At 71.5% G+C, this 25,622-nt stretch carries 28 protein-coding genes; 17 read left to right on the top strand and 11 right to left on the bottom strand.

The features are described from left to right. From ACFT32_RS21055 to ACFT32_RS21035, 5 genes are all read left to right on the top strand, one after another. Positions 1-1,242, top strand: a complete 1,242-nt coding sequence (locus ACFT32_RS21055; protein WP_382492706.1) for an acyltransferase — start codon at positions 1-3, stop codon at positions 1,240-1,242. Then, on the top strand, positions 1,235-2,632 hold the full coding sequence (locus ACFT32_RS21050; protein WP_382491289.1) for a sensor histidine kinase: 1,398 nt from the start codon (positions 1,235-1,237) through the stop codon (positions 2,630-2,632). Before ACFT32_RS21055 ends, ACFT32_RS21050 begins: the two co-directional genes overlap by 8 nt. Then, positions 2,629-3,312, top strand: coding sequence for a response regulator (locus ACFT32_RS21045; RefSeq protein ID WP_382491286.1), 684 nt, complete (start codon positions 2,629-2,631; stop codon positions 3,310-3,312). The genes ACFT32_RS21050 and ACFT32_RS21045 overlap by 4 nt, the downstream gene beginning before the upstream one ends. Before the next feature lie 99 nt (positions 3,313-3,411). Continuing rightward, positions 3,412-4,752: a sensor histidine kinase gene (locus tag ACFT32_RS21040; protein WP_382491284.1), complete on the top strand. Its 1,341-nt coding sequence runs from the start codon at positions 3,412-3,414 to the stop codon at positions 4,750-4,752. Then, positions 4,749-5,414 carry a response regulator gene (locus ACFT32_RS21035; RefSeq protein WP_382491281.1) on the top strand — a complete coding sequence of 222 codons (666 nt, stop codon included), beginning with the start codon at positions 4,749-4,751 and terminating at the stop codon, positions 5,412-5,414. The genes ACFT32_RS21040 and ACFT32_RS21035 overlap by 4 nt, the downstream gene beginning before the upstream one ends. A 59-nt stretch (positions 5,415-5,473) precedes the next feature. On the opposite strand, the gene ACFT32_RS21030 is transcribed toward ACFT32_RS21035, so the two are convergent. After that, positions 5,474-5,851, bottom strand: coding sequence for an SH3 domain-containing protein (locus tag ACFT32_RS21030; protein WP_382491278.1), 378 nt, complete (start codon positions 5,849-5,851; stop codon positions 5,474-5,476). A 146-nt stretch (positions 5,852-5,997) separates the two neighbouring features. Between ACFT32_RS21030 and ACFT32_RS21025 the strand changes: the two genes are divergently transcribed. Continuing rightward, a complete protein-coding gene (locus ACFT32_RS21025) occupies positions 5,998-7,200 on the top strand; it encodes a cytochrome P450 (RefSeq protein ID WP_382491275.1) in 1,203 nt (400 codons plus the stop codon). Here the strand turns inward: ACFT32_RS21025 and ACFT32_RS21020 are convergent. The 3 genes from ACFT32_RS21020 to ACFT32_RS21010 are packed head-to-tail and all read right to left on the bottom strand — an operon-like array spanning position 7,184 to position 9,955. Continuing rightward, a complete protein-coding gene (locus ACFT32_RS21020) occupies positions 7,184-7,408 on the bottom strand; it encodes a hypothetical protein (protein ID WP_382491273.1) in 225 nt (74 codons plus the stop codon). The two genes, ACFT32_RS21025 and ACFT32_RS21020, sit on opposite strands and share 17 nt — an antisense overlap. Before the next feature lie 46 nt (positions 7,409-7,454). Continuing rightward, the gene (locus tag ACFT32_RS21015) at positions 7,455-9,053 is read right to left on the bottom strand and encodes an ABC transporter permease (protein ID WP_382491271.1); all 1,599 of its coding nucleotides are present in this window, start codon (positions 9,051-9,053) and stop codon (positions 7,455-7,457) included. After that, positions 9,050-9,955: an ATP-binding cassette domain-containing protein gene (locus ACFT32_RS21010; protein ID WP_382491269.1), complete on the bottom strand. Its 906-nt coding sequence runs from the start codon at positions 9,953-9,955 to the stop codon at positions 9,050-9,052. The genes ACFT32_RS21015 and ACFT32_RS21010 overlap by 4 nt, the downstream gene beginning before the upstream one ends. Positions 9,956-10,029: 74 nt before the next feature. Between ACFT32_RS21010 and ACFT32_RS21005 the strand changes: the two genes are divergently transcribed. Next, on the top strand, positions 10,030-10,527 hold the full coding sequence (locus ACFT32_RS21005) for a GbsR/MarR family transcriptional regulator (protein WP_382491266.1): 498 nt from the start codon (positions 10,030-10,032) through the stop codon (positions 10,525-10,527). A gap of 53 nt (positions 10,528-10,580) precedes the next feature. Then, positions 10,581-11,180 (top strand): Uma2 family endonuclease, encoded by a 600-nt coding sequence (locus tag ACFT32_RS21000; RefSeq protein WP_382491263.1) that lies wholly within the window; start codon positions 10,581-10,583, stop codon positions 11,178-11,180. A gap of 1 nt (position 11,181) precedes the next feature. On the opposite strand, the gene ACFT32_RS20995 is transcribed toward ACFT32_RS21000, so the two are convergent. Beyond that, positions 11,182-12,063, bottom strand: coding sequence for a diacylglycerol kinase (locus ACFT32_RS20995; RefSeq protein WP_382491260.1), 882 nt, complete (start codon positions 12,061-12,063; stop codon positions 11,182-11,184). 185 nt (positions 12,064-12,248) lie between these two features. On the opposite strand from ACFT32_RS20995, the gene ACFT32_RS20990 reads away from it, so the two are divergent. After that, the gene (locus tag ACFT32_RS20990) at positions 12,249-13,532 is read left to right on the top strand and encodes an adenylosuccinate synthase (RefSeq protein WP_189725730.1); all 1,284 of its coding nucleotides are present in this window, start codon (positions 12,249-12,251) and stop codon (positions 13,530-13,532) included. Positions 13,533-13,593: 61 nt separating this feature from the next. Here ACFT32_RS20990 and ACFT32_RS20985 read toward each other — a convergent pair whose 3' ends face one another. Both ACFT32_RS20985 and ACFT32_RS20980 read right to left on the bottom strand, forming a co-directional pair. Then, on the bottom strand, positions 13,594-14,160 hold the full coding sequence (locus ACFT32_RS20985) for a hypothetical protein (protein ID WP_382491257.1): 567 nt from the start codon (positions 14,158-14,160) through the stop codon (positions 13,594-13,596). 55 nt (positions 14,161-14,215) lie between these two features. Beyond that, complete coding sequence (locus ACFT32_RS20980; RefSeq protein WP_382491254.1) at positions 14,216-14,539, bottom strand: hypothetical protein; 324 nt, start codon at positions 14,537-14,539, stop codon at positions 14,216-14,218. Between the two features lie 230 nt (positions 14,540-14,769). Between ACFT32_RS20980 and ACFT32_RS20975 the strand changes: the two genes are divergently transcribed. Then, the gene (locus ACFT32_RS20975) at positions 14,770-15,060 is read left to right on the top strand and encodes a DUF3303 family protein (protein WP_382491251.1); all 291 of its coding nucleotides are present in this window, start codon (positions 14,770-14,772) and stop codon (positions 15,058-15,060) included. A 2-nt stretch (positions 15,061-15,062) separates the two neighbouring features. Here ACFT32_RS20975 and ACFT32_RS20970 read toward each other — a convergent pair whose 3' ends face one another. From ACFT32_RS20970 to ACFT32_RS20960, 3 genes are all read right to left on the bottom strand, one after another. Then, positions 15,063-15,713, bottom strand: a complete 651-nt coding sequence (locus tag ACFT32_RS20970; protein WP_382491248.1) for a hypothetical protein — start codon at positions 15,711-15,713, stop codon at positions 15,063-15,065. A gap of 135 nt (positions 15,714-15,848) precedes the next feature. Next, on the bottom strand, positions 15,849-16,547 hold the full coding sequence (locus ACFT32_RS20965) for a GntR family transcriptional regulator (protein ID WP_382491246.1): 699 nt from the start codon (positions 16,545-16,547) through the stop codon (positions 15,849-15,851). 118 nt (positions 16,548-16,665) lie between these two features. Then, positions 16,666-18,021 (bottom strand): aspartate aminotransferase family protein, encoded by a 1,356-nt coding sequence (locus ACFT32_RS20960; protein ID WP_382491243.1) that lies wholly within the window; start codon positions 18,019-18,021, stop codon positions 16,666-16,668. Between the two features lie 165 nt (positions 18,022-18,186). Between ACFT32_RS20960 and ACFT32_RS20955 the strand changes: the two genes are divergently transcribed. From ACFT32_RS20955 to ACFT32_RS20940, 4 genes are all read left to right on the top strand, one after another. Then, entirely contained in the window at positions 18,187-18,792 is a 606-nt protein-coding gene (locus ACFT32_RS20955; protein WP_382491240.1) for a type 1 glutamine amidotransferase family protein, read from the top strand. Next, on the top strand, positions 18,789-19,247 hold the full coding sequence (locus tag ACFT32_RS20950; protein ID WP_382491238.1) for a MarR family winged helix-turn-helix transcriptional regulator: 459 nt from the start codon (positions 18,789-18,791) through the stop codon (positions 19,245-19,247). Before ACFT32_RS20955 ends, ACFT32_RS20950 begins: the two co-directional genes overlap by 4 nt. 79 nt (positions 19,248-19,326) lie before the next feature. Further along, entirely contained in the window at positions 19,327-21,207 is a 1,881-nt protein-coding gene (locus ACFT32_RS20945; RefSeq protein ID WP_382491236.1) for a serine/threonine-protein kinase, read from the top strand. A gap of 131 nt (positions 21,208-21,338) precedes the next feature. Then, complete coding sequence (locus tag ACFT32_RS20940; protein ID WP_382491233.1) at positions 21,339-22,892, top strand: substrate-binding domain-containing protein; 1,554 nt, start codon at positions 21,339-21,341, stop codon at positions 22,890-22,892. Positions 22,893-22,902: 10 nt separating this feature from the next. On the opposite strand, the gene ACFT32_RS20935 is transcribed toward ACFT32_RS20940, so the two are convergent. Then, positions 22,903-23,658: an SLATT domain-containing protein gene (locus ACFT32_RS20935; protein ID WP_382491231.1), complete on the bottom strand. Its 756-nt coding sequence runs from the start codon at positions 23,656-23,658 to the stop codon at positions 22,903-22,905. Between the two features lie 268 nt (positions 23,659-23,926). On the opposite strand from ACFT32_RS20935, the gene ACFT32_RS20930 reads away from it, so the two are divergent. From ACFT32_RS20930 to ACFT32_RS20920, 3 genes are all read left to right on the top strand, one after another. After that, positions 23,927-24,268 (top strand): YbaB/EbfC family nucleoid-associated protein, encoded by a 342-nt coding sequence (locus ACFT32_RS20930; RefSeq protein WP_078899404.1) that lies wholly within the window; start codon positions 23,927-23,929, stop codon positions 24,266-24,268. A gap of 100 nt (positions 24,269-24,368) precedes the next feature. Continuing rightward, positions 24,369-24,968: a recombination mediator RecR gene (recR, locus tag ACFT32_RS20925; protein ID WP_350701165.1), complete on the top strand. Its 600-nt coding sequence runs from the start codon at positions 24,369-24,371 to the stop codon at positions 24,966-24,968. Continuing rightward, positions 24,961-25,620 carry a DUF5063 domain-containing protein gene (locus ACFT32_RS20920; protein WP_382491227.1) on the top strand — a complete coding sequence of 220 codons (660 nt, stop codon included), beginning with the start codon at positions 24,961-24,963 and terminating at the stop codon, positions 25,618-25,620. The genes recR and ACFT32_RS20920 overlap by 8 nt, the downstream gene beginning before the upstream one ends. Positions 25,621-25,622 lie beyond the last annotated feature (2 nt).

Genomic DNA, 25,622 nt, shown 5'->3' with positions numbered 1-25,622 from the left:
ATGACCGGCATCGGCGTACGAAATGTCCGGCACGCGGTGCTCCGCGGCGCCGAGCGCATCGGTACGGCCACCCCGGCCGGCCGGGACCGGGCCGTGGACGCCCTGCGCGCCGTCGCGGTGCTCGGCGTCGTCCTCGGCCACTGGCTGGTCACCGCCCTGGTCTCCGACGGCAGCGCCCTGCGCACGGCGAGCCCGCTCAAGGACATGCCCTGGCTGACGCCCGTCTCCTGGCTGTTCCAGACACTCGCCGTGTTCTTCCTGGTCGGCGGCCATGTCGCCACGCGCGGCTACACCTCGGCCCGCGCCCGGGGCGTCCCGTACCGCCTCTGGCTGAGCGGCCGTCTGACCCGGTTGTTCAAACCGGTCGCGGCCGTCCTCGGCCTGTGGACGATCGCCGCGCTCGCCCTGCTGCTGTCGGGCGCCGAGTTCGGGACGGTCCGCACGCTGGTGAAACTGGCGCTGTCGCCGCTGTGGTTCCTGGTGGTGTTCGCCGCGCTGACGGCGGCGACCCCGTTGCTGACCCGGCTGAACCCGCTGTGGCCGCTGGCCGTCGTACTGCATGTGGACCTTGTGCGGTTCGGCCTGGGCGGCCCCTCCTGGCTGGGCTGGGTGAACGTGGCGGCGGGCTGGATGGTGCCCTACACCCTGGGCGCGGCCTGGACCCGAGGCGAGCTGGAGGGCCGCCGCGCGGGCTGGGTCCTGCTCGGCTGCGGCGCGGCGGCGACGGCCGTGCTCGTCGTCTTCGCCGGCTACCCGGCGTCGATGGTCGGCGTCCCGGGCGAGGGCATGTCCAACCTGGATCCGCCGACGCTGGCCGTCGTCACCTTCGGCCTGGCCCAGTGCGGTCTCGCCCTGCTGCTGCGCGAGCGGCTGCGGCACGCGATGCGCCGGCCCGTGGCCTGGGCGGCGGTGGCGCTCGTCAACCTCTCCGCGATGACCATCTTTCTGTGGCATCAGACGGCCCTGATGGCCACGACGGCCACCGGCCTCCTCGCGGGCCGGCTCCCTGGGCTGCACACGCGGCCCGACGGGCTCGACTGGGTGGGGGCCCGGCTCCTCTGGCTTCCCGTGTTCGCCCTGGCCCTGGCGGTCTGCTGGGCGGCCTTCCGGTTCTGCGAACAGGGCGGCGAGCAGGGCGCCGGGCAGGGCGTGCGAAGCGGCCTGCGCGGCCGGCGGTCGCGGGTCGTCCGGGCGCACCGTCCGTCCGTCCGGGAGACAGCGGCGGAGGCCCGCCATGTCTAGGCTGGGCCGCGTGACGGACACGGGGGCGGGCCGCGCGCTGCGAACGCGCGGAGGGGGCTGGCTGCGGGCGCTGCGCGAGGACCTGTGGACGGTCCGGGCCGAACCGCTGCCGCCCTCCACCTGGCTGCGCTGGCTGCCGCACGGCCTGGTGTGCCTGGCCGCGTTCGGCGTCCTGGTCGGGGCCATGGGCGACATGGTGGACAACGGCCACCTGAACTCCGGGGCGGCGTTCCTGATCGCGGGCGGGCAGGCCGGTGCCATGATCCTCGGGATGTGGCGGCCGGTCCCGGGGTGGTGGCTGTCCACGGTGAGCTGGGTGCTGGGCGCCGCCCTGCTGCACAGCCGGCTGGGCGCCGATGCCGAGACCTACACCTGGCCCTGGACGGCGGCCGGGATCATCTCCCATCTGTTCGTGCTGCTGCTGCTCGCGCTGCGCGTGCGCACCCGCGCGGCGGTGGAGGCGCTGGCCGTGACGGTGGTGCTCACCTCCGTCCTCCAGGGCTGGTGGTCGGCCGGTGTGAACTACGACGCCACCGGCGCGATCGCGATCCCGCTGTCCGCCGTCGTCGTGGTCGTCGGCACCGCCCTGCGCGGGCGCCGCGAGGCCCGGGCGGAACTCGTCGAACAGACCACGCTCACCGCCGAGGAGCGCACCCGGCGCACCCTGCTGGAGGAGCGCAGCCGTATCGCGCGGGAGCTGCACGACGTGGTGGCGCACCACATGTCGGTCATCTCCATCCAGGCACAGGTCGCCCCGCATCTCGTCGAGAACCCGCCCGACGAGCTCAAGGAGAACCTCGCGGGCATCCGGCAGAACGCCCTGGAGGCGCTGACCGAGCTGCGCCGGGTGCTGGGCGTGCTGCGCTCGGAGCACCCCGGGCCGGGGGAGGCGCCCGTCGGCCCGGGCGGCACCGGCACCGCCGAGCACGCCCCGCAGCCCACCCTCGACCGGCTCGACGCGCTGGTGGAGAACACCCGGGCCGCCGGCCGCGAGGTCACCACGGAGATCAACGGCGAGCGGCGTCCGCTGCCGCCCGGAGTGGAGCTGTCGGCGTACCGGATCGTGCAGGAGGCCCTGAGCAACGTCCTGCGGCACGCGCCCGGCGCCAGCGCCAAGGTCCGTCTCACATATCAGTCGGACGGGCTGGAGGTGGAGATAGTCAACTCCCGGCCGACCGGGCCCGCGTCGCCCTCGACGGGAGCGGGGCACGGACTGCTCGGCATGCGGGAGCGGGTCGCCATGCTCGGCGGCACCATGACCGCGCACCCGTGGCACTGGGACGGCTTCAAGGTCACCGCGTTCCTCCCGGACACCCCGCCCGCCGACCCGGCACCGGGCACCGACCGGATCACCTACCACTTCCCCGACCCCGAGGCAGGAACCCCATGACGAGCGGCAGCGGCAAACCCATCCGGGTCCTCATCGTCGACGACCAGGCGATGGTCCGGCAGGGCTTCACCGTGCTGCTCGGCACCCAGCCCGACATAGAGGTCGTCGGCGAGGCGAAGGAGGGCGCGGAAGGCGTCGCGAAGGCCGCCGAGCTCGCCCCGGACGTCGTCCTGATGGACATCCGCATGCCCGGGGTCGGCGGTATCGAGGCCACCGAGCTGATCACGGCCGCCCACCCGGACATCAGAGTGCTGGTGCTGACCACGTTCGATCTCGACGAGTACGTGTACGACGCGCTGCGCGCCGGGGCCTCCGGGTTCCTGCTGAAGGACGCGTCGTCGGAGCAGCTCGCCGAGGCGGTCCGGGTGGTGGCGGCAGGGGAGGCGCTGCTCGCCCCGGTCATCACACGCAAGCTGATCGCCGAGTTCTCCCGGCTGGACGACCGGCCCCGCGCCCCGCTCAAGGAACGCATCGGCGATCTGACCGAGCGGGAGACGGAGGTGCTCGCCCTGATCGCACAGGGCCTGTCGAACGGGGAGATCGCCCGGCACCTCTTCGTCGCCGAGCAGACGGTGAAGACCCACGTGGGCCGGATCCTGGTGAAGCTGGGCCTCAGGGACCGGACGCAGGCGGCGGTGTTCGCGTACGAGTCGGGGCTGGTACGGCCGTCGGGGTACTGAGTCCCCACTCCAGGGTCCCCGTAGTACCTGAGAGGGAGACCGAGGAACCCCTCTCACTGGGGACGACCGGGACCCGGGGGTGCGCATACCTTTCTGTACGTGACCGAGACGACTCACATCCAGACCATGCCGCCGGGGGACGGGGCCAAGCCGCACAGCCCGGAGTACCGGGTGGCGGTGGACTCCCTGCGCGGGCTGCGGCAGGACCTGATCCATGACGCCTTCGCCTACCGGCCGCTGCCGGCCCGGCGCACCGACGGGCGGTTCGCCCGGCGGCTGCCCGGCCGCCTGCGGGAGTACGCGGCCTGGATGCCGCACGCCCTGATCGTCGCGGCGGCCCTGATCTCCGTGGCCTTCGCCACCGTCGACTCCGGCGGACCCGCCGCGCTGATGGGCCTGTTCTGCGCGGTTCCGGTGCTGCTGACCATGGTGCGGCCGGTGGGGGCGTTCTGGGCGTCCATGGTCTCCACCCCGGTCGTGGCCGTGGTCGGCAGCCGCTGGTTCGAGTGGCCGTGGGCGGCCGGCAGCTTCGTCAGCCATCTGACCGTGATGACGGTGGTGGCGATGCGCACCAGGCCGCGCACGGCCGGGTGGATGTGGGTGCTGACGGCGCTGTACGCCATCGTCGCGGACAGCGGCATCGGCCCGACCTACATGTACGGCAGCAACTCCGGCGCCATGCTGATCCTCTCGGCGCTGATCCTGCTCTGCGTCACCGTCCGGCACATCCGCCGGGACGCCGTGCAGGAGGTCACCGCCCAGCAGACGGTCACCGCGCACGAGCGCTCCCGCCGCACCCTGCTGGAGGAGCGCACGACGATCGCGCGCGAGCTGCACGACGTCGTCGCCCACCACATGTCGGTGGTCGCCATCCAGGCGGAGGCCGCGCCCTACCGGGTGGAGAACCCGCCGCCGGAGCTGGAGAAGGCCTTCGCCACGATCCGGGAGAACGCGGTGGCGGCCCTGACCGAACTGCGCCGCGTCCTGGGCGTCGTCCGCGCCGAGGACTACGAGGCCCCGGACGCCCCGCAGCCCACGCTCGCCGAGCTGGACGGGCTGCTGGCCAATGTGCGGGACGCCGGGCTCACCGTGGACAAGGCGGTGACCGGGGCGGTGCGCGAACTGCCCCAGGGTGTGGAGCTGTCGGCGTACCGCATCGTGCAGGAGGCGCTGAGCAACACCCTGCGGCACGCGCCTGGCGCGACCGCCCGCGTCGAGATCGGCTACGTGCTCGGCGGGCTGGGGCTGCGCATAGTCAACGGCCCGCCGCCGAACCCGAGCCTGATCAAACCCTCGCCCGGCGCCGGGCACGGCATCACCGGCATGCGGGAGCGGGTGTCGATGCTCAACGGCGAGATGACGGCGGGCCCGACGGACGACGGAGGCTATGAGGTGGCGGTGTTCCTGCCGGTCGCCCTGCCGGACGAGGGTGACGCATGACCATTCGCGTGCTGATCGCGGACGACCAGATGATGGTGCGCGAGGGCTTCTCGGTCCTGCTGAACGCGATGCCGGAGATCGAGGTCGTCGGCGAGGCGGTGAACGGCCGGGAGGCCGTCGCCAAGGTCCGCGAGCTCGCCCCGGACGTCGTGCTGATGGACATCCGCATGCCCGAGCTGAACGGCATCGAGGCGACCCGCGAGATCGTCGCCGGCGACGGCGAGGCGAAGGTGCTGGTGCTCACCACGTTCGACCTCGACGAGTATGTGTACCAGGCGCTGCGCGCGGGAGCCTCCGGCTTCCTCCTCAAGGACGCCTCGGCCCGTCAGCTCGCCGACGGGGTGCGGATCGTGGCCGCCGGGGAGGCTCTCCTCGCCCCTTCGGTGACCAGGCGTCTGATCACCGAGTTCTCCAAGCTCTCCGAGACCCCGCGTCTCATGCCCTCCGCGCAGGCGGCGTACGGGGACCTCACCGAGCGGGAGACGGAGGTGCTGGTCCTGATCGCGCAAGGGCTGTCGAACGCGGAGATCGCCGAGCGGCTGGTGGTCGCCGAGTCGACGATCAAGACGCATGTCAGCCGGATCCTGGTGAAGCTGGGCCTCAGGGACCGCACCCAGGCGGCGGTGTTCGCGTACGAGGCGCGTCTGGTGACGCCCGGATAGCCGGGGTGAGCAGGGGGACGTCGCCCCGGTGGCCTCGGGTCCCGGGGCGACGGACCTGATCAGTCCAGCTGCATCGGCGTGCAGTCGCTCACGTACGACTTGGAGACCCAGCCGGTGGTGCCCTTGGCGATGCCGCTCTTGGACTTCTGGCCGAGCTTCAGCTGGATCCAGGAGCCCTTGGTGGCGAGCTTCTTGCCCCAGTCGTTCTTGTGGAGGATGCCCTTGGAGGCGTAGCCGGTGCCGGCGCCCGTGCGGAAGTTGATCCCGCTGCCCTTGTAGACGTAGTAGTACACGTTCGGCTTGCACGGCATCTCGGCGGCGGTGGCGGCCGGGGCGCTGGTCGCCACCGCGCCGGCGGTCAGCGACAGGGCGAGCATGGCCGAGGCGGCCAGACGGGCGGGGACGCGGGTGCGGAGCTTGGCTCGCTGCTGTGTCATGAACTTCTCTCTGTGCGCAGGCAGTTGCCGCTCAGGCGGCACATCCAGCTTAACGATCTTGGTTCGCCGAACCGGCCCGGCACCGGCTCGACCTCGTGAAGGAACACCCCTGGTCAGTGAAGGGGATGTGGGGCTAGCGTCCCGCCATGGCTGCCTTCGACCCGTGGGACCCGGCGTTCCTCGCCGACCCGTACCCCGCCTACGCCGAGCTGCGTGCCCGGGGCCGCGTGCACTACTACGAGCCCACGAACCAGTGGCTAGTCCCGCACCACGCGGACGTCTCGGCCCTGCTGCGCGACCGGCGCCTCGGCCGGACGTATCAGCACCGCTTCACCCACGAGGAGTTCGGCCGGACCGCGCCGCCAACCGGGCAGGAGCCGTTCCACACGCTCAACGACCACGGGATGCTCGACCTGGAGCCGCCGGACCACACCCGGATCAGGCGCCTGGTGTCGAAGGCGTTCACGCCGCGCACGGTGGAGCGGCTGAAGCCGTATGTGCGGGGCCTGGCCGACGATCTGGCGGCGGCGCTGGCGGAGGCCGGCGGAGGAGATCTGCTCAAGGACGTGGCGGAACCCCTCCCCGTCGCGGTGATCGCCGAGATGCTCGGCATCCCGGAGTCCGACCGGGCCCCGCTGCGCCCCTGGTCGGCGGACATCTGCGGGATGTACGAGCTGAACCCGTCCGAGGAGACGGCGGCGAAGGCGGTCAGGGCGTCGGTCGAGTTCTCCGACTACCTGCGCGAACTGATCGCGGCCCGCCGCAAGGAACCGGGCGACGACCTCATCTCGGGCCTCATCGAGGCACACGACGAGGGCGACCGCCTCACGGAGCAGGAGATGATCTCGACGGCGGTCCTCCTGCTCAACGCCGGCCACGAGGCCACGGTGAACTCCACGGTCAACGGCTGGTACGCCCTGTTCCGCAACGAGCCCCGACTGGCGGCCCTGCGCGCCGACCACACCCTCATCCCCTCCGCCGTCGAAGAGCTGATGCGCTACGACACCCCGCTCCAGCTCTTCGAACGCTGGGTCCTGGACGACATCGAGATCGCCGGCACGACGATCCCGCGCGGCGCGGAGATCGCCCTGCTCTTCGGCTCCGCCAACCACGACCCGGCGGTCTTCACCGACCCGGCCCGCCTCGACCTGACCCGCACGGACAACCCGCACATCTCCTTCAGCGCGGGCATCCACTACTGCATCGGCGCGCCGCTGGCCCGGATCGAACTGGCGGCCTCGATGGCGGCCCTGCTGGAGAAGGCCCCGGCACTCCGTCTCGCCGAGGAGCCGCGGCGCAAGCCGAACTTCGTGATCCGGGGTCTCGAGGGGCTCAGCGTCGAGGTCTGAGACGCCGGAGCAGGGCCCAGGCCGTCAGGGCGGCGGCGACCCCGCCGAGGAGCGCCAGCGGCAGTTCGGCGTAGAGCACGCTCCAGTCCGGGGCGGCCTCGAACCGCCAGAGCCGCTCCCGGACGTCGACGGCCCACACCGCGAGTCCCGCGCCCGCGCCGACCGCCGCGGTCAGACACCCGGCCGCGGCCTGCGTACGTTGTCCCATGCCCGGCATGGACGTACGCGGGCCGCTTCGCAGTTCCCGCCGCCGCTCAGGTCGTCATGTCCCGGCGCCGCAACCCCGCGAGGCCGGCGGCCACCAGCACCACGGCCAGCCCCAGCAGGACCAGTACCGGCCCCCACTCCATCTCCCCGCCCGGCAGCTTGGGCAGATGGCCGAAGGGAGACACGTCCAGCACCGCCTGCGGCACGTCCAGCGCGGGTCCGACCCAGCCGATCAGCAGCACCGCCCCGGCGACGCCCCAGGCCGCCGCTGCCGCCCGGGGCAGTACGCCGGTCAGCAGGACCGCGAGGCCGCCGATCACCCAGATCGCCGGGAGCTGCACGAGGCATGCCCCCAGGATCGGGCCGGTCTCCCTGCCGTAGCCGACGGCGAAGCCCAGGCCGGCCAGGAGCATGAGGAGCGCGGAACCGCCGAAGGCGATCGCCAGATGCCCGGCGGCCCAGCGCAGGCGGCCGACCGCGTTCGCCAGGACCGGTTCCGCCCGGCCCGAGGTCTCCTCGCCGTGCAGCCGCAGCACCGACGCCACGATGTACAGGGCCGCGACCAGGCCGAGCATGCCGACCATCGACGCCAGGAACGCGTCCGTCAGGCCGGACTGGCCGCCCATCCGCTCGAAGATCCGCCGGGCGTTCTCGTTGTCGCCGACCAGGCCGGCCGCGCCCTCGGTCATACCGCCGTAGACGGCCCCGGCGAGGAGGAAGCCGATGCTCCAGCCCAGCACACCGCCCCGCTGCAACCGCCAGGCCAGTGCGCCCGCGCTGCCCAGGCGGCCGGTCGCAGGCCCCGGGCGGGTGGGCAGGAAGCTCATGCCGATGTCCCGGCGGCCGGCGAGCCCGTAGGCCACCGCGCCCTGGAGCAGGACCGCACCGGCGAGCAGCGCCAGCACCCACCAGCGTTCGTCCGCGTACGGCCGCAGGTTCTCCAGCCACCCGAGCGGTGACAGCCACGTCAGTACCGACGAACCGTCGTCGCTCGCCGAGTCGCCCGCCGCGCGCAGCACGAACGCGGCACCCAGCACCCCCGCCGTCAGCCCACGGGCCAGCCTGGCGCTCTCCGTCAGCTGGGCGACGATCGCCGCCATCGTGGCGAAGACCATCCCGACTCCGGCGATCCCGAGGCCCAGGGCCAGCGCCCCGGCCGTACCCTGCCCGGCCAGTCCGGCCGTCACCAGCAGCGCCAGGACCGCGTTCGCGACCGCCGCCGCCAGCAGGGCCGACGTGAGGGAGGCCCGGCGCCCCACCATCCCGGACGCCACCAGCTCCTGACGGCCGCTCTCCTCCTCGTCCCGGGTGTGCCGTACGACGACCAGCAGGCTCATCACGGCGGCCAGGGCGCCCGCGTAGACGCCGACCCGCCAGGCCGTCAGGGCGCCGATCGAGTCGTCGAAGACGGGGCCGATCATCGCGCGCAGCGAGGAGTTGGCGGTCATCTGCCGGATCAGGTCGGCGCGCTCGGCCGGGGTGCCGTACAGGCCCTCCAGCGTGTTCGGCATGGAGAGGACCATCAGGGCGTTGACCCCGATCCACACCGGGATCATCAGCCGGTCGCGGCGCAGCGCGAACCGCAGCAGCGTGCCCGTGCCGGCCAGTTGGCGTGAGGTGCCGGGCCGCACCGCGAAGGTCGTCATCGGGCCGCCGCCTCGTCCGCCTCGTTCTGGTAGTGCCGCAGGAAGAGCTCCTCCAGCGTCGGCGGCGTCGACGTCAGCGACCGCACACCCGACTCGCTCAGCGACCGCAGTACGCCGTCCAGCCGGTCGGTGTCGACCTGGAGCCGCACCCGGCGCCCCCGCACGTCGAGGTCGTGGACGCCGGGCAGGCCCGCCAGTCCGTTGGGCGGGCCCGCGAGTTCGGCGAGGACGCTGGTGCGGGTCAGATGCCGCAGGTCGGCGAGCGAACCGCTCTCGACCGTACGGCCCTTGCGGATGATGCTCACCCGGTCGCACAGCTCCTCGACCTCGCTGAGGATGTGGGAGGAGAGCAGGACCGTGCGGCCCCGGTCGCGCTCCTCGGCGACGCACCGCTGGAAGACCTCCTCCATCAGCGGGTCCAGGCCCGAGGTCGGCTCGTCCAGGATCAGCAGGTCGACGTCCGAGGCGAACGCGGCGACCAGGGCGACCTTCTGCCGGTTGCCCTTGGAGTACGTACGGCCCTTCTTGGTGGGGTCGAGTTCGAAGCGCTCGATCAGTTCCGCCCGGCGCCGGGAATCCAGCCCTCCGCGCAGCCGGCCGTAGAGGTCGATGACCTCGCCGCCGGAGAGGTTGCGCCACAGCGTCACGTCCCCCGGAACGTAGGCGATACGGCGGTGCGCCTCGACCGCGTCCGTCCACGGGTCGCGGCCGAGCACCTGCGCGGCGCCCGAGTCGGCGCGCAGCAGGCCGAGCAGGACGCGGATGGTGGTGGACTTCCCGGCGCCGTTGGGGCCGAGGAAGCCGTGGACCTCGCCGGAGGCGACCTCCAGATCGAGCCCGTCGAGCGCGTGCGTCCGTCCGAAGGACTTGTGCAGTCCGGAGACGGTGATGGCCTTCGTCATGCTTCAGAACGTACGCTTCTTTCAGAAATTTGTGAAGTTAAGGAACCGTATGAATCATGGATAGGATGAACCGCATGACGGAATCAGCCGGGAACACGCGGGACGCGGAGGCCGTGTCGAGGTTCGTGGAGTCCTTCGCGGCGCAGCTCACCGAGGCCGGGATGCCGCGGATGCCCGCCCGGGTCTTCGCCGCGCTGCTCGCCTCCGACGAGGGCTCGCTGACCTCCGCCGAACTGGGAGACCAGCTGCGCATCAGCCCCGCTGCGGTGTCCGGGGCGGTGCGCTATCTGGCCCAGACGCACATGGTCTCCCGCGAACGGGAGCCCGGCTCACGCCGCGAGCGCTACCGCGTCCATGGCGACCAGTGGTACGAGGCCCTGACCAACCGCGAGGCCGTCCTCAAGCGCTGGGAAGGCGCCCTGCGCGAGGGCGTCACCAGCCTCGGCCCCACCACCCCGGCCGGCCGACGCCTCTCCGAGACCCTCGCGTTCTTCGAGTTCGTCGAGGGAGAGGTCGCGGCGATGATGGAGCGCTGGCGGGAGCACCGGGAGAAGACGTTCGGGCCGGGGTGACCGGCTGGCTGCACTGAGTGGCGGGTGGTCCGCATCAAAGGGGAGGGCGCATCATGACACTCATGGCAGAGCGACCGGTGATGAGCGGCACCAGGCCCCACAGCGGCTTCGAGGAGCTCTTGCACCTCCTCGACGAGCTGAACGTGCCCGACGGCTTCAAGGCCGAGATCGTCAGGGGGAGCATCGTCGTGTCGCCGTGGTCGAAGGGGTACTACTGGCGCGTCATGCGTCTGGTGTGCAGCCAACTGGAGCCGCATCTGCCCGAGCGGCACGTGATCGAGCGTTCGCCGTTTCTGTATGTCTTTCCAGGGCACGAGCGGGCCTTCGGGCCGGACATCCATGCGGCCCATGAACGCGTCTTCGAGACGGAGAGCAACCAGTTGGACGGCGAGAGCCTGTCCTTCGTAGCCGAGCTGACCTCCCCCTCCACCCGGACCGACGACCTCACCGACAAGGCCGAGGTCTACGGCAGGGCCGGGGTCCCCGTCTACCTGGTCCTCGACATGCAGGAGCAGCAGGCCATCGTCTACGGGTCCCCGTCGGTGAAGGGATACGAGCTCCGGCTCTCCAAGCCCTTCGGTGAGAAGCTCGACATCCCGGACCCGTTCGGCTGCACCCTCGACACCGCCGGATTCCAGACTCCCGAGAGCTGACTCACGACACCGCCGGCACCGTCAGCCCCCAGGCTCCTTCCCGCACCCTCCACGTCCGGGTCCGCACCGGCCCCGACACCACCGTGTCCGCGCGGTAGCGGAAGTGGGCGCCCGAGACGGTCACCGTGCGGCCCTCCGCGAGCAGGGGAGAGGCCTCGGCGCCGACCGACACCGGCCGGACCTCCACCGACGCGATCCCCGCAGGGCCGGGTGCCACCGACACCGCCTCCACCGGCTGGTTCAGGTCGACGAGGGTCTCCCCGTCCACCTCGACCCGCAGCCGGGACGGGCCGGGCTCCGGCGAGGCCGTGAGCCGGGACGGGCGGCCGGCCGGCACCAGGGTCCGTACCAGGGACTGGCAGGTCCGCAGCCAGGCGTGGCCCGCCGCCTCCGGATCCTCGGTCTGAGAACTCTCGTCCTCGGCCGCCGGGAAGGGCGAGAGGGGCGGTATGCGCAGCGCGCCGAGCACCACCCCGTCGCTGTCGTCGACCATCAGGTCCATCCGCCGCTCGACCCCGTCGAGCACCGCCCGCGCCGCCGCCACCGTCCCCGTCGGCACCCCCAGTGAGCTCGCGAGGGACAGCACACCACCGACCGGCACCACCGACAGCGCACATCCGGCCAGCTCCCGATGCCGGTGCAGCAGCGACACCGCGCGGATCAGCGCCCGGTCGTCGCCCACCACCACGGGGCGCCGGGAGCCCCGCCGGGCCAGCGCCCGGGCGAACTCGTCCGGCCCCTCCGGCAGGCACACCTTCATGGAGGCACCCGCGCTGAGCACGTCTTTCGCGATCCGGACGGACTCGCCGTCCGACCGACGGGCGACATGGTCGATGACCACCAGCAGCTGCTCGGACGTCGCGGAAGTCGCCACCTCGGCCATGCCTCGCTTCCTCGGGTAGCATCTTTGTGCAAGAGCCCCTTGCGCTATTGCGCCAGGGGCTTCGTCTATTCCGGGGCATCCGGTCCGACGGTTGGCGGCCAACGGTGGTCGCGGTGCACACGGTGGTACACCGCCGCGTTCGCCCTCGACCATGGACATGCCCCGCCCGGAAGGGGTGTACGCGCGTGCCCGCACTTGTGCTGCTCGGTGCTCAGTGGGGTGACGAAGGCAAGGGAAAGGCCACCGACCTGCTCGGTGGATCTGTGGACTATGTAGTGCGCTACCAGGGCGGCAACAACGCCGGCCACACGGTGGTCGTGGGTGACCAGAAGTATGCACTGCACCTCCTCCCTTCCGGAATCCTGTCTCCCGGCTGCACGCCGGTCATCGGTAACGGTGTCGTAGTCGACCCGTCGGTCCTGCTCTCCGAGCTGAGCGGTCTGAACGAGCGTGGTGTCGACACCTCCAAGCTCCTCCTCAGCGGCAACGCGCACATCATCACGCCGTACAACGTCACCGTCGACAAGGTGACGGAGCGCTTCCTCGGAAAGCGCAAGATCGGCACGACCGGGCGCGGCATCGGCCCGACCTACGCGGACAAGATCAACCGTGTCGGTATCCGTGTGCAGGACCTCTACGACGAGTCGATCCTCACGCAGAAGGTCGAGGCGGCCCTCGACATCAAGAACCAGGTCCTCACCAAGCTCTACAACCGGCGCGCGATCGCCGTGGACCAGGTGGTCGAGGAGCTGCTGGCCTACGCCGAGAAGCTCCGCCCGTACGTCGCCGACACGGTCCTGGTCCTGAACCAGGCCCTGGAGGAGGACAAGGTGGTCCTCTTCGAGGGCGGCCAGGGCACGCTCCTCGACATCGACCACGGCACGTACCCCTTCGTCACCTCCTCGAACCCGACCGCGGGCGGCGCCTGCACCGGCGCCGGTGTGGGCCCGACGAAGATCAGCCGGGTCATCGGCATCCTCAAGGCCTACACGACCCGTGTCGGCGCGGGCCCGTTCCCGACGGAGCTCTTCGACGAGGACGGCGAGGCGCTGCGCCGCATCGGCGGCGAGCGCGGTGTGACGACGGGCCGTGACCGGCGCTGCGGCTGGTTCGACGCCGTCATCGCCCGGTACGCCACCCGCGTCAACGGCCTGACGGACTTCTTCCTCACCAAGCTCGACGTCCTCACCGGCTGGGAGCAGATCCCGGTCTGCGTGGCCTACGAGATCGACGGCAAGCGCGTCGAGGAGCTCCCGTACTCCCAGACCGACTTCCACCACGCGAAGCCGGTCTACGAGATGCTGCCGGGCTGGAGCGAGGACATCAGCAAGGCCAAGTCCTTCTCCGACCTGCCGAAGAACGCCCAGGCGTACGTCAAGGCGCTGGAGGAGATGTCGGGCGCCCCGATCTCCGCGATCGGCGTGGGCCCGGGCCGGGACGAGACGATCGAGATCAACTCGTTCCTCTAGCCCGGCCCCGACTCACATCCAGCGGCGGCCGGCTCTCCTGTGAGAGCCGGCCGCCGCTGTCCTACGCACCGCCGAGCATGTCGTCCTCGTCGAAACCCAGTTCGTCCTCGATGCCCAGTTCTTCCGCCGCGTGCCAGCGCAGGGCGTCGGGCCATGAGCCCGGCTCGTTCGTGGCGATGCTCCTCAGGAACCGCTCGGCGTCGGCACCACCGATCTCCCCGAGCGCCTGGATGCCCTTGACGCAGAAGGAGAAGAAGGGCCCGTCCACGTCCCTCTTCTCCTGAACGAGTGCGGAGATCGGCTCCACCCCCTCCGGGGCCCGCAGCTCACCGAGCATGTCGACCAGGTCCTCGCTGTTCAGCCCGGCGGCGTGCGAGGCTAGTGCGGAAGCCAGCACAGGGGCGAGGCCGTCGGGGTGCAGGTGGACCGCTACGCCCGCCAGCCGTTCGAACCGGCGCCAGTCACCTGCTTCCGATACGGTTCGCAGCCAGCCGAGGATGTGAGTGCGTGCCTCGGGAACCTCTGCCGCGACCTCCTCGGCGCGCTCCCGCCCGACATACCCACGGCCGACGACGATCGAGTCCGCCCGCTCCATCGGCGTGTTCGCTTCCACCGCGTCACCTGACATCTGTGTCGTTCTCCTGATTCCGGTTCGGGCAACCCCGTTGAGCGCTGGTGCGCGGTCACAGCAGTTCGTGCTTCATTCTCAGAATGTTCGAGTTGAACACATGGGCGGATCCCTCGCGGAGGCCGAAGTTCAGCCCGCCCCGCTCCAGCTTCACATGGACGAATTGGGTGCTCTCCCCGATCTCGTCGAGATGGATGCCGAAGCTCTCGCGGATCGCGGCGATGTTGTCACCCGAACCGCGTCCTGCGGCGATGAGTGCGTCCCGGGTTCCGGGCTCCATCTCGTACCGCACGAGATGGGTGTACTTCTGCGCGTTCCTGCCCCCACGTCGGGCGAACCGTTCCGCGATTCCGGTGACGTAGTCGGACTCCTGCGTCACGAAGTTCTCTCCCCGGGGAGTGATCTCTCCCTTCGGGCCGAGCTGCGAGAACCCGCATACACACGTGAACTTACATGCCATGGAATTTCGGCGAGTGGCCGTCATCCGACCGATGGGCTGCCGGTGGTTTCCCGACGTCCTCTGATGGAGTAGCAAACGGATGTTTGCCGCAAACCCGGCCATAGTCTGATCACAGCAGCCGTGAGAGAAACAGAAACCAGGTGAGTGCTATGCGCGTGATGCTCAAGGCGACGCTCGACACGGACAAGGCGAACGAGGCCCTCCGGGCCGGCAAGATGCCGCAGATCATGCAGGAGGCCATGGAGAGGCTCAAGCCGGAGGCGGCCTACTTCGGCCCCATGGGCGGGCGCAGGACCTGCTTCATGGTCTTCGACATGCAGGACAGCTCTCAGCTGCCTCCCGCGCTGGAGTCGTTCTTCACCGACCTCAACGCCGAGGTGGAGGTCTGTCCGATCATGAACAGCGACGACCTCCGGAAGGGGCTGTCCCAGCTGCGCTGACCTCAGCTGAAGACGATCATCGACCCCTGCGCCAGGCTCCGGGTGACCGCCGCGTGCAGCCCGAGCCAGACGTGCCGCTCGCGGGCGAACGGGCTGGGGTCGTACGGGGCGGGGGCGGCGGGTTCCTCCAGCTCCGTGGGGGTCGGCGGTGCTTGGGGCGCCGCCGGCGGGTTGGCCGGGTCGATGCCGAGGGCGGGGGCGACCGTCTCCAGCTCCCGCAGCAGGGCGTGCGAGGAGCCCAGCGGGCCGCCGCCCGCGAGGAGATCGTCGTCGGCGAGCGGGCTGGGGAAGTCGACGGGGACGTACGCGCCCGCGTGGTCGTAGTGCCAGACGAGATGCGACTGCTGGGCCGTCGACTCGAACATCTCCAGCAACTGCTCGTAGTCGCCGCCGAGTTCGCCCACGGGCGTCACAGGCAGGCCGCACACCTGGAGCAGATAGGCACGGCGCAGGAAGTGCAGCGCGTCGTAGTCGAAGCCCGCGACCGGCGCGACATCGCCGGACAGGCCCGGCATGTACTGGTACACCGGCACCGGCGGCAACCCGGCCTCGGCGAGCACCTTGTTGTATTGCGCGAGTTCCTCGGCGAACGGGTTGTCCGGCGTGTGGCACAAGACATCGACGAGCGGTACCAGCCACAGGTCACAGGCCAAAGAAGGCTCCTCGCTCAGCTCAGCGTTCGGGTGGCGTCGGATAGCACGGTGGTCAGGGAAGGGTATCGGTGCGGCACGCCAGAGGCTCCTGTCGTGCATGTCCCATACCCATACGAACAGCCGCGACGCAGGCCATCAGGAGGAGAGGCGCTCGATCAGGGCGAGCGAGTGCGAGTTGTAGCCGGCGATGATCGCCCGGGCGGTGCCGGTGTCCTGGGCGGCCAGGGCGTCGACCAGCGCGGTGTGGCCGGCCCACAGCTCGCCGCGCAGGTCGGGGAGGCGGCGCAGATGCTGCACCGCGCCCACCCAGGTCTGGACGCGCAGCCGGTGCAGGAAGTCGCCCAGGTACGGGTTGCCGAAGAGGGCGGCGAGTTCGCGCCAGTAGCGCAGGTCGTAGCCGATGAGGACGGTGAGGTCACCGGCCGCGGCGGCCCGCTGGGCCTCCTCGCCGCGCCGCCGGACCCCGGCGAGCACGGCGGCGACCCGGGGGTCGTCGGGCTGGAGGGAGGCCCGCTGCCCCGAGGTCAGGGCGTGGAACATCCCCTCGATGACCAGGTCGCGGGCCTCGATCATGCCGCGGAAGTCCTCGGCCGAGTACTCGTGGACCCGGAAGCCGCGGTGCTGGTCGGCGTCGAGGAGCCCCTGGGCGGAGAGGTCGACCAGGGCCTCGCGCACCGGCGTCGCGGACACCCCGTACTGCTCGGCGATCTCCTTGACCGTGAACTCCTGCCCCGGCTGGAGCCGTCCGGCCAGCACCTCGTCACGAAGCGCGTCCGCGATCTGCTGGCGCAGGGTGCTGCGCGTCACGGCGCCGTTGCCGGTCCTGCCGGGCATGGTCAGGGCGTCTCCCTCGTCGCGTTCGGGTGGCGTGCACGTATATGTCTACGAGCACGCCACCTTACGCGTTCGAATGGGAGGCGAGGTTGTCGGTTACTGACGGGTTTACAGTTGTTTACTCCGTGTACTCGTCCGCTACCGACAGCGCCGTGTCCAGTACCGCGAGGCCTTCCTTCAGCTCCGCCTCACTGATGTTGCAGGGCGGCACCACATGGGTCCGGTTCATGTTCACGAACGGCCACAGCCCGCCGCCCTTCGCGGCGGCGGCGAAGGCGGCCATCGGCGCGTTCGCCTCCCCGGCCGCGTTGTACGGCACCAGCGGCTCGCGCGTCTCCCGGTTCCGCACCAGTTCCAGCGCCCAGAACATGCCGGTGCCGCGCACCTCGCCGACGCTCGGGTGCCGCTCGGCGAGCGCGCGCAGCTCCGGCCCGACGACGGACGCGCCCAGCCGGGCCGCGTTCTCGACAACGCCCTCCTCCGCCATGACGTCGATCGTCGCCACGGCCGCCGCGCAGGCCAGCGGGTGCCCGGAGTAGGTCAGACCGCCGGGGTACGGCCGCTTCCCGAACGTCTCCGCGATCGCGCCGGAGATCGCGACACCGCCCAGCGGCACATAGCCGCTGTTCACGCCCTTCGCGAAGGTCAGCAGGTCGGGCGTGACGTCGAACAGGTCCGCCGCGAACCACTCACCGGTCCGCCCGAACCCGGCCATGACCTCGTCCAGGATGAAGACGATCCCGTACTTGTCGCATATCTCGCGCACCCCGGCGAGGTAGCCGGGCGGCGGGACCATGATCCCGGCCGTCCCCGGGATCGTCTCCAGGATGATCGCCGCGACGGTCGAGGGCCCCTCGAAGGCGATCGTCGTCTCCAGGTGCTCCAGCGCCCGCGCGCACTCCTGCTCCTCGGTCTCGGCGTAGAAGCGGGAGCGGTAGAGGTAGGGCGCCCAGAAGCGCGCGACCCCGGCCGTGCCGCTGTCGGAGGCCCAGCGGCGCGGGTCGCCGGTGAGGTTCACGGCCTGCTGCGTACCGCCGTGGTACGAGCGGTACGCCGAGAGCACCTTCGGGCGGCCCGTGTGCAGACGGGCCATGCGGATGGCGTGCTCGACGGCGTCGGCGCCGCCGTTGGTGAAGAAGATCTTGTCCAGGTCGCCCGGGGTCCGCTCGGCGATCAGCCGTGCCGCCTCCGACCGCGCCTCGATCGCGAACGCGGGCGCGAAGGTCGTCATCCTCGCCGCCTGCTCCTGGATCGCGGCGACGACCCTGGGGTGCTGGTAGCCGATGTTCGTGTAGACGAGCCCACTGGAGAAGTCGAGGTAGCGGCGGCCGTCGTAGTCCCAGAAGTGCGACCCCTCGGCGCCGGCGACGGCGAGCGGGTCGATGAGTTCCTGGGCGGACCAGGAGTGGAACACATGGTCACGGTCGGCGGCCTTGACGGCGGCACCGGCTTCGGGGTTCGGCTGAGGGGTCATGCGGGCGAGCGTAGGCACGCGGGGCGCGGGCGGGAAATCGGCGTCGTGTGTGAGGTCCGGGGGTTTCCGCGACAGGTTGTCGACGGGAAGGTGTCACACAGGGGTATTGACAGCATGCTGCTTAATCGACAGTATGTTGTCATACTCGGAACTCCAGGAGGAGCCATGAGCGCCAAGCCCGTCCATCTCGCCGTCTACGACACCCTCGCCGACTGGGAGACCGGCCACGCCACGGCCCAGCTCGCCCGCGCCGGCCGCACGATCCGGACGGTCGGCCCGTCCACGGCCCCCGTCACCAGCACCGGCGGACTGCGCATCCAGCCCGACGCGGCCCTGGACGACGTACGGCCCGAGGACAGCGCGCTGCTGATCCTCCCGGGCGCCGACCTCTGGGACACGAGCGACGACCTCGCGCCCTTCGCCCGCAAGGCCCGGGCCTTCCTGGAGGCGGGCGTGCCGGTCGCGGCGATCTGCGGGGCCACCGCCGGACTGGCCCGGGAGGGCCTGCTCGACGACCGCGACCACACCAGCGCGGTCTCCTTCTACCTGGCCGCGACCGGCTACGCGGGCGGCGAGCGCTACGTCGAGACCGACGCCGTCACCGACGGCCCCCTGGTCACCGCGGGCCCGACCGAGCCCGTCGCCTTCGCCCGGGAGATCCTCCGGCTGCTCGGGGTCTACGAGGGGGAGGTGCTCGACGCCTGGTACCGGCTGTTCCACGACTCCGACGCGGCGGCGTACGCGGTGCTGGAGAAGGCCGGCGCGCTGTGAGCCGGGAGCGTCAGGACCTGCTCAGCCGCAGTGCCCTCGGGGTGTTCAGGCTCAACGGCCAGTTCCTCGCCGTCGCGGAGGAACTGGCCCGGCCGGCCGGGCTCACCGCCGCCTGGTGGCAGGTGCTCGGCGCGGTGCTCCGCGAACCGCTGCCCGTCTCCGGCATCGCCCGCGCCATGGGCATCACCCGGCAGAGCGTGCAGCGCATCGCCGACCTGCTGGTGGAGCGCGGCCTCGCCGAGTACCGGCCGAACCCCGCGCACCGCCGCGCCAAGCTCCTCGCGCCGACCGAGGAGGGGCGCGCGGCGATCACCCGGATCGACCCCGGGCACGCGGCCTTCGCCGACCGGCTGGCGAAGGCGTTCGGGGAGGCGGAACTCGACGAGGCGGTACGGCTGCTGGAACGTCTGTCCACCGTGCTCGACCAGGTGGGTCCGCCTGTTACGGAACCGTAGACATCGCCCAGGTCACCCCGTCCCGGCCCCGCACTATTCTCGATCTGTTGCTCACGTGTGGGGGGAAGGCGGCTGAGCGATGGAGAAGCTGGGGCCCGGGGATCCCGTAGGCATCGGTGCCTATCGGCTGCTGGCGCGGCTCGGCGCCGGTGGGATGGGGCAGGTGTATCTGGCCCGCTCCGAGCGCGGCCGTACGGTCGCCGTGAAGCTCGTGCGCGAGGAACTGGCCGCGCAGGAGGAGTTCAGGGAGCGGTTCCGGCAGGAGGTGCGGGCCGCGCGGCGGGTCGGCGGGCACTGGACGGCGCCGGTGCTGGACGCGGACACCGAGGCGGCCGTGCCGTGGGTCGCCACCGGGTACGTCGCCGGGCCGAGCCTCCAGCAGGTCGTCGGGCACGACCACGGCGCCCTGCCCGAGCGGACGGTCCGCATCCTCGCGGCCGGGCTCGCGCACGCGCTCCAGGACATCCACGCCGCCGGCATCGTCCACCGCGACCTCAAGCCGTCCAATGTGCTGGTCACCATCGACGGCCCGCGCGTCATCGACTTCGGTATCGCACGGGCCCTGGAGACCGTGACGGACGGCGGGCTCACACGCACCGGCGCGCTCGTCGGATCGCCCGGTTTCATGGCGCCCGAGCAGGTGCGGGGCGACCGCATCACCCCGGCCTGCGACGTCTTCTGCCTCGGCTCCGTCCTCGCCTACGCCGCGACCGGCGCCCTGCCCTTCGGCACCGCCAACAGCGGTGTGCACGCGCTGATGTTCCGCATCGCCCAGGAGGAACCGGACCTGACGGGCGTCCCCGAGGGCATCGCCGACCTGGTCCGCGACTGCCTCCGCAAGGACCCCGCCGCCCGCCCGACCCTCGACCGCGTCCTGGAACGCACCGGCGCGGACGACACCGTCTCCGACGGCCGCGCCCTCGACCCCTGGCTGCCGAGCGCGCTGGTGGCCCAACTGGGGCGGCATGCGGTGCGATTGCTGGAAACAGAGGATCCGGAGACCCAAGGGGCGCGGGGAACTGCGCAACCAGCCCCCACCGGCCCGCAGCCGGAAAGCGGACCCGATGCCACCCCCGAACACGCCCCGGCCACCGACGAATCGTCACCGAACCCCGTACCGCAGGCACCCCCCGCCCCTACCGCCCCACCCCCGCCGGGCCAACCGGGCGAGGGCCCACCGCTGAACCACCTGCCCACCATGGTCGCGAGCCAGGGCGTACCGCCCGGCCCACATGCGCCCCCGCCCCCGTACCCGGCACCGGCATACGGCTACCCCCAGCAACACCCCCAGCCCGGCTCCACTCCGCCCTACGGCCCACCGCCGTACGGCTCAACCCCGTACGGCACACCCCCGCCCTACGGCCCAACGCCGTACGGCACACCGCAGGAACCGCCCCGGAACGGCCGTTCCACCGTGCTGCTCGTCGTGATCGCCCTGGTCGTCGCTCTCGCCGCGGGCGGCTCGGTGTACGCGCTGATGCAGGGCGGTGAGGGCGACCGGGCCGACGACCGCCCCACCCCCACGCAGGAGACCGGCACCCCCTCGGACTCCGGCTCCTCCCCGGAGACCTCGCGGCCGGACACCACCGCCACCCCGGCGAACGGCGCGATCCCCACCGCGTACCTCGGCACCTGGGCCACCACCATCGACAACGCCGACGGGCAGCACACCCGCTCCCTGACCATCCAGCAGGGCGAGCCGGGCGACACGGTCCTGTCCCTCGTGGCGGACGGTCCCACCAAGGGAGGCGGCACCTACCACTGCGTGTTCCAGGGCGAACTGACCGATGCCCCGGGCGCCGACGGCCCGCTGAAGATCGGCCCGTCCACCGTGACCGTCGGGCAGCCGCGCACCGCCTGCACACCCGGCGCGGCCACCGAGGTCACCCTTCTGACCGACTACACGCTCGAGCGCGTGAACACGAGCAGCGGGGAGCGGCTGACGTACTCGAAGCAGTGACCAACTCCGGGTCGCCGTGGTGTCGTTGAACGTCCGGCGAATTCAAGCCGACGAAATCCGGATACCCGCTCGTACAGTCGTACGGTGACCAGACGATCGATTTCGTTCGGGCGGCGGCGGGGGCACGCACGATGGAGTGGCTCAGCGCGGAGAACCTCGTGGCCGTGGCGACGGCCCTCCTCGGCATCATCGCCTCGGGCGTCATGGTCTGGTACGAGCGCCGGGTGCCGCGCCGCAAACGCGTCGGGTACCGCGTGCAGATGGACAACCCCATCGGCGACGACGTGCGCTCGGGCCGCGCCAACCGCCGTCTCGGCCTGTTCGACGAGGCGCCCGGCATGGCCGACGCGACCCTGGTCCTGCTGCGCATCGAGAACGACGGCTCACAGGGCATCGACCGCGACGACTACACCGGCCCCGAACTGCACGGCCTGACCGCGGTGTTCGCCGGCCGTACCGTCCGGGGCGTCTCGGTGACCCAGCCGTCGGACACCGACCACCTCATGGACCACTTCACCGCGGCCCGCGGCTTCGCCTACGAGGACAACACCCTGCGCATCCCCCGCGTCCCGCTCAACCGCGGCGACCACTTCAAGCTGCTCGTGCTGCTCGCCGGAGGCGATGTCGGCGACGAGATCCGGCTGGTCGGCGGCCTGCGCGACGGCGAGGTGCACCCCAACCGCAGTGCCACGCCGGACGACAAACCGCCGCTGTTCAGCCGGGCGGCGCGGCTGATCACCATCGCGCTCACGGTGAGCGTGGTCACCCTGGCGGCGATCGTCGTCGTCCAGGACGACACCCCGCCCCCGATCGGCTGCGCGAGCGGCACCCTCACCCTCACCGGCTCGACCGCCTTCGCGCCCGTCCTGCGCGAGGTGGCCCGCAAGTACGAGCGGGACTGCGGCGGCGACCCGGCCATCGAGGTGGACACCCACGGCTCGACGGCCGGGATCCGGGAGCTCGCGGCGGCCGGCGCCGAGGCGGCACGGGACGGGCGGGGCTCCCCGCCGCTGGTGGCCCTGTCGGACGGCCCCAAGCCGGCCGGCCTGCCCGAACTGCGCGAGAACCGGGTGGCGGTGTCCGTCTTCGCCCTGGTGGTCAACGACGACGTGGGCCTGAAGAACCTGTCCACGACGGACGTGCGGCGCCTCTACCGGGGCGAGATCCGCAACTGGAAGCAGCTCGGCGGCCCGGACCTGCCCGTGCACCTGGTCAGCCGGGACGCGGGCTCCGGGACGAGACAGGTCTTCCAGCGCCGGGTGCTGGGGCGGGGCGAGATCGCCAACTCCTCCGTCGACTGCGTCCACAAGGACGACCCGACGGCGGCCGTCATCCGCTGCGAACTCGACTCCACGGAACAGGTGCTGACCACGGTCGCCGGCCTCCCGGGCGCCGTCGGCTACAGCGAACTCAACCTGGCCGCCCGCGCGAAGGGCCTGCACTCGCTGCGCCTGGACGGCGACCCCGCCTCCGTCGACGCCATCGAACACGGCACGAGCGCCTACCCGTACCGCGAGATCGAGTACGCCTACACCTACGGCCGGCCCCCGGCGGACTCCCTGGCGTCGAGCTTCCTGACGTACCTCTCCCGAGGCAACGGCCAGGACGTCACCCGCACCCACGGACACGTGCCGTGCTGGACGCCGGAGGGTCTCATCCTGTGCGCGCAGGGCGAAGGGAACTGACCCCGCCCCCTCACCTCGGCTCCGGCGGCCGCTGACGTGGCATGTTCGGCCGCGCACCCCCCGGCGGCGGCACGGAGAACCGCCCGTTCACACCCCCCGCCTCGACTCCCCGCCCCGCACCGGACAGCACCACCGTCTGCATCCCCACCGGCACACCCCCGGCCCGGAACTCGCCCATCCAGTCGCCGGTCTCCACCCGGACCAGCTCACTCATGTCCTCGGTGAACCTCCGCAGCACCCCGAGGCACCGCTCGGCGGCCTCTGCGGCCGTCCCCTCGGCCGGACCGAGCACCTCCCGCACGCTCTCCGCCGCCCAGTCGAACTGCAGCGCCTGCAACCGCCGCTGCACGGCCTGCGCGGTGGCCACGTCCCGCATCCAGCCCGACGTCACCCCGAAGTACCGGTCGGCGGCCACACAGGCCACCCCCAGCAGCAGCGCCAGACACCCCCAGGGCGCGACCCCGCCCGCGACCCCGGTGAGCTCCAGCAGGGGCAGCGCGACGCCGGTGACCGCCCCCGCCGCGGCCCCGCAGCGCAGCACCCGCGCGCACCGCCGCTTCCACACCCGGTCCTCGAGATACCAGGCAGCCGTCCGCAGCGCCCCGCGCTCCACCCACCGGTACAGCTCGTCCAGCCGGACCGCCGGCTCGCCCCAGTCCCCGAGCGGAAAGGCCCGCCCGGTCAGATCGCCCGGCCGCGGCCGGGACGCCCCCTCGCCCCGCCCGTCCTGAGGCGGCACCTCGGGCTGCATCTCCGGCTGACCCACCCGGCACTCCCTACTGACCACGAGCGACCACGCGCGGTCCACGCCGACTCACACTGCGCGACGAACGACCCACCTGACGCGCCGGACCCTTCCTACCCCCCAATGGGTGGCGAAGACGCAGCTTTCGTCACTTTTCCGCCCGGAAGTATTCCTTGATCCGGTATAGGGCGCGAGGGGGGCTCACTCGAAAGAGTGCTGGGGCGACGGCAGGCCTGACCACGTAGGCTCGTGCCGAACGGGAAAACCCGTACCGAGCAAGGAGCTGATCGTGATCCCCGGTGGTGGCCAGCCCAATATGCAGCAGTTGCTCCAGCAGGCCCAGAAGATGCAACAGGACCTGGCTCAGGCACAGGAGGAACTGGCGCAGACGGAGGTCGACGGGCAGGCGGGCGGCGGCCTGGTGACCGCGACCGTCACCGGCGCCGGCGAACTGCGCGCCCTGAAGATCGACCCGAAGGCGGTCGACCCCGACGACACCGAGACGCTGGCCGATCTGGTCGTGGCGGCGGTCCAGGCGGCCAACGAGAACGCGCAGGCGCTCCAGCAGCAGAAGCTGGGCCCGCTCGCGCAGGGTCTGGGCGGCGGCGGCATCCCGGGTCTGCCGTTCTGAGGCTCCCGCCGCCTTCCTCGGACGGGCGGCCGACAACTACCGTACGTACGGGAAGGCCGTACGCGGCGAACGACCTCGAAGACCCAGGAAGGGCAGTCCGTTGTACGAAGGCGTGGTCCAGGACCTGATCGACGAACTGGGGCGGTTGCCCGGCGTCGGTCCCAAGAGCGCCCAGCGGATCGCCTTCCACATCCTTCAGGCCGAACCGACGGACGTACGGCGGCTCGCCCAGGCCCTCATGGAGGTCAAGGCGAAGGTCCGCTTCTGCGCGACCTGCGGCAACGTCGCGCAGGAGGAGCTGTGCAACATCTGCCGCGACACCCGGCGCGACCCCGCCGTCATCTGCGTGGTCGAGGAGCCGAAGGACGTCGTGGCGATCGAGCGGACGCGTGAGTTCCGGGGGCGCTACCACGTCCTGGGCGGCGCGATCAGCCCGATCGACGGGGTGGGCCCGGACGACCTGCGGATCCGGGAACTGCTCGCGAGGCTGGCCGACGGGGCGGTCACGGAGCTCATCCTGGCCACGGACCCCAATCTCGAGGGCGAGGCGACAGCGACGTACCTCGCCCGCATGATCAAGCCCATGGGCCTGAAGGTCACCCGCCTGGCCAGCGGCCTCCCGGTGGGTGGCGACCTGGAATACGCGGACGAGGTCACCCTCGGCCGCGCCTTCGAGGGGAGACGACTCCTAGATGTCTGACGCCACGCTGCACGCGACCGACCAGAACCCGGACGATTTCGCGGTCCAGATCGCGGACCAGGTCGAGAGTTTCCTGGTCGCCGTCACGGAGGTCGCGAAGGGCGACGAGCCGGAATCGGCCGTGCCCTTCCTCCTCCTGGAGGTCTCCCAACTCCTCCTGGCCGGCGGCCGGCTCGGCGCGCACGAGGACATCGTGCCGGACGAGCGCTACGAGCCCGACTCGGGACCCGAGCCGGACGTCGACGAGCTCCGCGAGAACCTGGCCCGCCTCCTCGACCCGATCGACATCTACTCCGAGGTCTTCGACCCCTACGAGCCCCGCAAGGCGCCGGTCCCGGCCCGGATCTCCGACGACCTCACGGACGTCATCACGGACCTGCGCCACGGCATGGCCCACTATCGCGCGGGCCGCACCACGGAGGCCCTGTGGTGGTGGCAGTTCTCCTACTTCTCCAACTGGGGCTCCACCGCCTCCGCGACCCTCCGCGCCCTCCAGTCGGTCCTCGCCCACGTCCGCCTGAACCAGCCCCTCGCAGAACTCGACGGGCTGGACACGGACCAGAGCATGGGCGACGACACCCTGGAGTTCGAGGCGGGCCGGGTCATGGCCGAGGAAATCGGGGGTCCGCTGGGCATGCGCCCGGCCACGTAGCG

This window comes from Streptomyces sp. NPDC057002, assembly GCF_042673825.1.
Classification (GTDB): domain Bacteria; phylum Actinomycetota; class Actinomycetes; order Streptomycetales; family Streptomycetaceae; genus Streptomyces.
The sequence above is the reverse complement of the archived record's forward strand: the minus strand, read 5'-3'. Positions and strand labels throughout refer to the sequence as shown.

Bases quoted from the DNA above. Each gene is read 5' to 3' on its own strand.
- ACFT32_RS20920 (WP_382491227.1), top strand. From the start codon at position 24,961: ATGTCTGACGCCACGCTGCACGCGACCGACCAGAACCCGGACGATTTC.
- ACFT32_RS21000 (WP_382491263.1), top strand. From the start codon at position 10,581: ATGACACTCATGGCAGAGCGACCGGTGATGAGCGGCACCAGGCCCCAC.
- ACFT32_RS21005 (WP_382491266.1), top strand. From the start codon at position 10,030: ATGACGGAATCAGCCGGGAACACGCGGGACGCGGAGGCCGTGTCGAGG.
- ACFT32_RS20975 (WP_382491251.1), top strand. From the start codon at position 14,770: ATGCGCGTGATGCTCAAGGCGACGCTCGACACGGACAAGGCGAACGAG.
- ACFT32_RS20955 (WP_382491240.1), top strand. From the start codon at position 18,187: ATGAGCGCCAAGCCCGTCCATCTCGCCGTCTACGACACCCTCGCCGAC.
- ACFT32_RS21045 (WP_382491286.1), top strand. From the start codon at position 2,629: ATGACGAGCGGCAGCGGCAAACCCATCCGGGTCCTCATCGTCGACGAC.
- ACFT32_RS21015 (WP_382491271.1), bottom strand. From the start codon at position 9,053: ATGACGACCTTCGCGGTGCGGCCCGGCACCTCACGCCAACTGGCCGGC.
- ACFT32_RS21055 (WP_382492706.1), top strand. From the start codon at position 1: ATGACCGGCATCGGCGTACGAAATGTCCGGCACGCGGTGCTCCGCGGC.
- ACFT32_RS21020 (WP_382491273.1), bottom strand. From the start codon at position 7,408: ATGGGACAACGTACGCAGGCCGCGGCCGGGTGTCTGACCGCGGCGGTC.
- ACFT32_RS21050 (WP_382491289.1), top strand. From the start codon at position 1,235: ATGTCTAGGCTGGGCCGCGTGACGGACACGGGGGCGGGCCGCGCGCTG.
- ACFT32_RS21035 (WP_382491281.1), top strand. From the start codon at position 4,749: ATGACCATTCGCGTGCTGATCGCGGACGACCAGATGATGGTGCGCGAG.
- ACFT32_RS20995 (WP_382491260.1), bottom strand. From the start codon at position 12,063: ATGGCCGAGGTGGCGACTTCCGCGACGTCCGAGCAGCTGCTGGTGGTC.
- ACFT32_RS20945 (WP_382491236.1), top strand. From the start codon at position 19,327: ATGGAGAAGCTGGGGCCCGGGGATCCCGTAGGCATCGGTGCCTATCGG.
- ACFT32_RS20965 (WP_382491246.1), bottom strand. From the start codon at position 16,547: ATGCCCGGCAGGACCGGCAACGGCGCCGTGACGCGCAGCACCCTGCGC.
- ACFT32_RS21025 (WP_382491275.1), top strand. From the start codon at position 5,998: ATGGCTGCCTTCGACCCGTGGGACCCGGCGTTCCTCGCCGACCCGTAC.
- ACFT32_RS20940 (WP_382491233.1), top strand. From the start codon at position 21,339: ATGGAGTGGCTCAGCGCGGAGAACCTCGTGGCCGTGGCGACGGCCCTC.
- ACFT32_RS21010 (WP_382491269.1), bottom strand. From the start codon at position 9,955: ATGACGAAGGCCATCACCGTCTCCGGACTGCACAAGTCCTTCGGACGG.
- ACFT32_RS20960 (WP_382491243.1), bottom strand. From the start codon at position 18,021: ATGACCCCTCAGCCGAACCCCGAAGCCGGTGCCGCCGTCAAGGCCGCC.
- ACFT32_RS21030 (WP_382491278.1), bottom strand. From the start codon at position 5,851: ATGACACAGCAGCGAGCCAAGCTCCGCACCCGCGTCCCCGCCCGTCTG.
- ACFT32_RS20985 (WP_382491257.1), bottom strand. From the start codon at position 14,160: ATGTCAGGTGACGCGGTGGAAGCGAACACGCCGATGGAGCGGGCGGAC.